The organism is Piscinibacter sp., from assembly GCF_050175855.1.
In the GTDB taxonomy this organism is placed as follows: Bacteria; Pseudomonadota; Gammaproteobacteria; order Burkholderiales; family Burkholderiaceae_C; genus Piscinibacter.
On the sequence record NZ_JBFXIO010000410.1, the window covers coordinates 1 to 4,247 of the forward strand.

Annotated in this window: 7 protein-coding genes; 3 read left to right on the forward strand and 4 right to left on the reverse strand. The window is 69.1% G+C overall.

From position 1 onward, the window contains the following. Window positions 1-986, forward strand: a 986-nt coding sequence (locus tag AB7U92_RS22675) for an ABC transporter substrate-binding protein (RefSeq protein ID WP_428582362.1), incomplete at its 5' end; no start/stop codon positions are given. Here the strand turns inward: AB7U92_RS22675 and AB7U92_RS22680 are convergent. Then, entirely contained in the window at window positions 970-1,578 is a 609-nt protein-coding gene (locus tag AB7U92_RS22680) for a LysE/ArgO family amino acid transporter (protein WP_428582364.1), read from the reverse strand. The two genes, AB7U92_RS22675 and AB7U92_RS22680, sit on opposite strands and share 17 nt — an antisense overlap. Window positions 1,579-1,650: 72 nt before the next feature. Here AB7U92_RS22680 and AB7U92_RS22685 point away from each other — a divergent pair, with 72 nt between their 5' ends. Beyond that, the gene (locus AB7U92_RS22685) at window positions 1,651-2,577 is read left to right on the forward strand and encodes a LysR family transcriptional regulator ArgP (protein WP_428582366.1); all 927 of its coding nucleotides are present in this window, start codon (window positions 1,651-1,653) and stop codon (window positions 2,575-2,577) included. 49 nt (window positions 2,578-2,626) lie between these two features. Further along, window positions 2,627-2,854, forward strand: a complete 228-nt coding sequence (locus AB7U92_RS22690) for a hypothetical protein (RefSeq protein ID WP_428582368.1) — start codon at window positions 2,627-2,629, stop codon at window positions 2,852-2,854. Here AB7U92_RS22690 and fliR read toward each other — a convergent pair. From fliR to AB7U92_RS22705, 3 genes are all read right to left on the reverse strand, one after another. Beyond that, complete coding sequence (gene fliR, locus AB7U92_RS22695) at window positions 2,814-3,575, reverse strand: flagellar biosynthetic protein FliR (RefSeq protein ID WP_428582370.1); 762 nt, start codon at window positions 3,573-3,575, stop codon at window positions 2,814-2,816. The two genes, AB7U92_RS22690 and fliR, sit on opposite strands and share 41 nt — an antisense overlap. 16 nt (window positions 3,576-3,591) lie before the next feature. Then, the gene (gene fliQ, locus AB7U92_RS22700) at window positions 3,592-3,861 is read right to left on the reverse strand and encodes a flagellar biosynthesis protein FliQ (RefSeq protein WP_428582372.1); all 270 of its coding nucleotides are present in this window, start codon (window positions 3,859-3,861) and stop codon (window positions 3,592-3,594) included. After that, window positions 3,858-4,247: flagellar type III secretion system pore protein FliP (locus AB7U92_RS22705; protein WP_428582374.1), on the reverse strand; the 390-nt coding region annotated here is incomplete at its 5' end. The genes fliQ and AB7U92_RS22705, both read right to left, overlap by 4 nt.

Genomic DNA, 4,247 nt, shown 5'->3' on the forward strand with positions numbered 1-4,247 from the left:
CGCTCTTCCGATCTAAGCGCAACCCGAACTGGTGGGGCAAGTTCGAGGGCAACGTGCACGAGATCGTCTACACGCCGATCGGCAACGACGCCACGCGACTGGCCGCGCTGGTCTCCGGCGAGATCGACTTCGTGCTCGACCCGGCCCCGCGCGACGTGCCGCGCCTGCGCAACACCGCCGGCGTGAAGATCATCGACGGGCCGGAGAACCGCATCGTCTTCATCGGCATGGACCAGTTCCGCGACAAGCTGCTGTACGGCAACGTGCCGGGAGACAAGAACCCCTTCAAGGACCAGCGCGTGCGCCGGGCGATGTACCAGGCAGTGGACATCGAGACCATCAAGACCAAGCTGATGAACGGCCAGAGCTACCCGACCGGCGGCCTGACGCCTTCACCTCTGGGCTCCTACAACGACCCGGAGATCGAGGGCCGGCTGCCCTACGACCTGGCCGCCGCACGCAAGCTGATGGCCGACGCCGGCTACGCCGACGGCTTCGAGGTCACGCTCGATTGCCCGAACAACCGCTACATCAACGACGAGGAGATCTGCATCGCGCTGGCCGGCATGTGGGCGCAGCTGAAGATCAAGGTCAAGGTCAGCGCGCAACCGCGCGCCACCTACTTCCCGAAGATCGAGAAGCAGGACACCAGCCTGTACATGCTTGGCTGGGGCGGCGCCATCACCGACGCGGAGACCACCTTCACGCCGGTGCTGCGCAACCGCGGCGAAAAGGGCGTGGGCTACTGGAACTTCGGCGGCGTCAAGAACGACAAGTTCGACGCGCTGGCCGCGCAGAGCAGCGTCGAGCCCGATGCGAAGAAGCGCGAAGGCCTGATCAAGGCGGCGATGCGCGAGTACAAGGAGCAGGTGCACGTGATCCCGCTGCACCGCCAGGTGATCCCCTGGGCGGCGCGCAGCAACGTGACCGCCGTTCACCGGGCCGACAACTGGCTCGAGGTGCAGTGGATCACCGTGGGTAAATGAGAGACGCTGCGATCGCCCACATCACCAGGGCGATCGCCGCATCGAGCACCCGCCACGCGGCCGGGCGCGCGAACAGCGGCGCCAGCAGGCGAGCGCCGTAGCCCAGCGAGAAGAACCACACGGCGCTCGCGCTGGCCGCGCCGGCGCCGAACACGGTGCGCGCGTCTTCGGGCTGCTGCGCGGCGATCGAGCCGAGCAGCACCACGGTGTCGAGCCAGCAGTGCGGGTTCAGGTAGGTGAAGGCGAGGCACGCGGCGATCGCACCGCGCAGGTCGCCCACTGCGCCGCCCTGCACCGACAGCGCATGCGGCGAGAGCGCCCGCCGCGCCGCCAGCACGCCGTAGGCGACCAGGAAGGCCGCACCGCCCCAGCGCGTGACCGTCAGCAGCACCGGGTGCTCCTGCACCCAGCGGCCGAGCCCGGCCACGCCCAGCGAGATCAGCAGCGCATCCGACAGCGCGCACACCAGCACCACCGGCAGCACGTGGCTGCGCGCCAGCCCCTGGCGCAGCACGAAGGCGTTCTGCGCACCGATGGCGACGATCAGCGCAAGCGAGGTGGCGAAGCCCTGGAAGAAGACGGCGGCGTTCATGTCGCCCGCCATGCTCGCGGCGGGCTGCGATCACGTCCAGCTAAACTTCCTGAAGTTCCATTAGCCAAACTGATGCAGCTCGACTCCCGCCAACTCGCCGCCTTCGCCGCCGTGCTGCGCGAAGGCAGCTTCGACGCCGCGGCGCGCGCGCTGCACGTCACGCCCTCGGCGGTAAGCCAGCGCATCAAGGCGCTGGAGGAACGGCTCGGCCGGGTGCTGATCCGCCGCGGCAGCCCCTGTGTGGCCACCGAGGCCGGCGAATCGCTGCAGCGCCATGCGCAGCAGCTGCAGCTGCTGGAGGCCCAGGCGCTGGCTCCGTTCGGGTTGGACGGCGACGCCGCACCGTCGCTGCCGCTGGCCATTGCCGTCAACGCCGACTCGCTGGCCACCTGGTTCGTGCCGGCGCTGGCGGCGCTGCGCGAGCGCCACGAGGTTGGCCTGGACCTGCACGTCGAGGACCAGGACCACTCCAGCGAACTGCTGCGCCAGGGCCGTGTGCTCGCCGCGGTGAGCGCCGAGCCGGTGCCGGTGCAGGGCTGCAAGGTGAGTCCGCTCGGGCGCATGCGCTACCGGGCGGTGGCCAGCCCGGCCTTCATGCGCCGGCACTTCCCGCGCGGCGTGGACGACGATGCGCTGGCCCGGGCGCCGTGCAGCGTCTTCAACCAGAAGGACCAGCTGCAGGCCCGCTTCCTGCGGCTGCTGTCGCGGCGCCGGTTGCAGCCGCCGCAGCACCGCATTCCCAGCACCCACGGCTTCGTGCACGCCGCGCTGCACGGGCTGGGCTGGGGCATGAACCCCGAGGCGCTGGTGGCGCCGCTGCTGGCCAGCGGCGATCTCGTGGAGCTGGCGCCGGGCCGCGCGCTGGACGTGCCGCTGTACTGGCAGCGCTGGAGCCTGGAGTCGCGGGTGCTGCGCGACCTCACCGACGCGGTCTCCGCCGCCGCGCGTGCAGGACTGCTGCCCCTGCGAACGCCCTCATCCGCGGGGGTGCCCCGTTGAAGCACCCTGGCTGCCTGCGTACATTCTCACGAACCGTGGAACCCAGCGCATGATCACTGCCCTCATCGTCGTCGTCGGAGGCGTCGTCGCCTGGCTGCTGGTCGACCGTGGCCTGACCTGGTGGCGCGAGCGCAACCTGGAAGGGCCGTCGACCTGGCACGGGCAAGGCCCGGGGTCGACCATCCACTCCGATGGTTTCGAGGACACCCTGCCGCCTCACGAGGCGGCGGAGGCTGCTAGAGGAAGTGCTGGAGCATCCGCTCGAGCGCCATCGTGAACGGTGCCTGCATCATCGGCAGCGTCAGCAGTACACCGACCAGGCCCACCGTCAGCGTGATCGGGAAGCCGATCGCGAACAGGTTGAGCTGCTGAGCCACGCGCGAGGTGATGCCCATCACCAGGTTGACGAACAGCAGCATCGCCACCATTGGCAGCGCGATCCACAGGCCGATGGCGAACACCTCGGCGCCCCAGCGGTGCGGCAGCACCGTCTTGACGAAGGCGAATGGCTCCGGGCTCACCGGGAAGCTGTGAAAGCTCTGCATCACGCCGGCGATCACCAGCAGGTGGCCGCCGGTGACGACGAACACCCAGCTCACCGTGACGCCGAAGAAGCGGCTCACGGCGGTGGTCTGGCCGCCGGTGGCGGGGTCGAAGAAGCCGGCGAAATTCAGGCCCATCTGCAGCCCGACCAGCTCGCCGGCGAACTCCACCGCGGCGAAGACGATGCGCACCGCGAAGCCGAGCGACACGCCGATCACGATCTGCTGCAGCACGACGAGGAAGGTCACGGCCGAGTCGAGCGGGATCGGCGGAATCGGCGGCAGCGAGGCCTGCGCGCACACGGCGATCAGGAAGGCCAGCGCCACGCGGGCACGCGCCGGCACCGTGCGCTGGCCGATCACCGGCAGCGTGCCCAGCAGCGCGAGCACGCGCAGGAACGGCCAGATCACCGGCGTGATCCAGGCGAGGATCTGCGCTTCGGTGAACGTGAGCATGGGCCCTCGGCGCAGGCTATCCGACGACGGTCGGGATCGCCTGCAGCGTGCGCTGCAGGTACTCGACCAGCGTGGTCAGCATCCACGGGCCGGCCACCGCCAGCACCGCCACTGCGGCGACGATCTTCGGCACGAAGGTCAGCGTGGCCTCGTTGATCTGCGTGGCGGCCTGGAAGATGCTCACCAGCAGGCCGACGGCCAGCACGGTCAGCAGCATCGGCGCGGCCACCATCAGCAGCGTGTACAGGCCTTCCTGGCCGAAGGTGAAGACGATCTGGGGATTCATGTCACGAAGCTCGCGGCAAGGGAGCCGAGCAGCAGGTTCCAGCCGTCGGCCAGCACGAACAGCATCAGCTTGAAGGGCAGGGCCACCAGCACCGGGCTGAGCATCATCATGCCCAGGCTCATCAGCACGCTGGCCACCACCATGTCGATGATGAGGAAGGGAATGAAGATCAGGAAGCCGATCTGGAACGCGCTCTTGAGCTCGCTGGTCACGAAGGCCGGTACCAGCACCTTGAACGGCACCTCGGCCGCCGGCGTGGCCGCATCGATCTTGGCCAGGCGCGAGACCAGCATCACGTCGGACTGCCGCGTCTGCTTGAGCATGAACTCGCGCATCGGCTTCTCGCCGCGCTTGAGCGCCTCGTCGAAGGGGATCTTGTTCTCCGA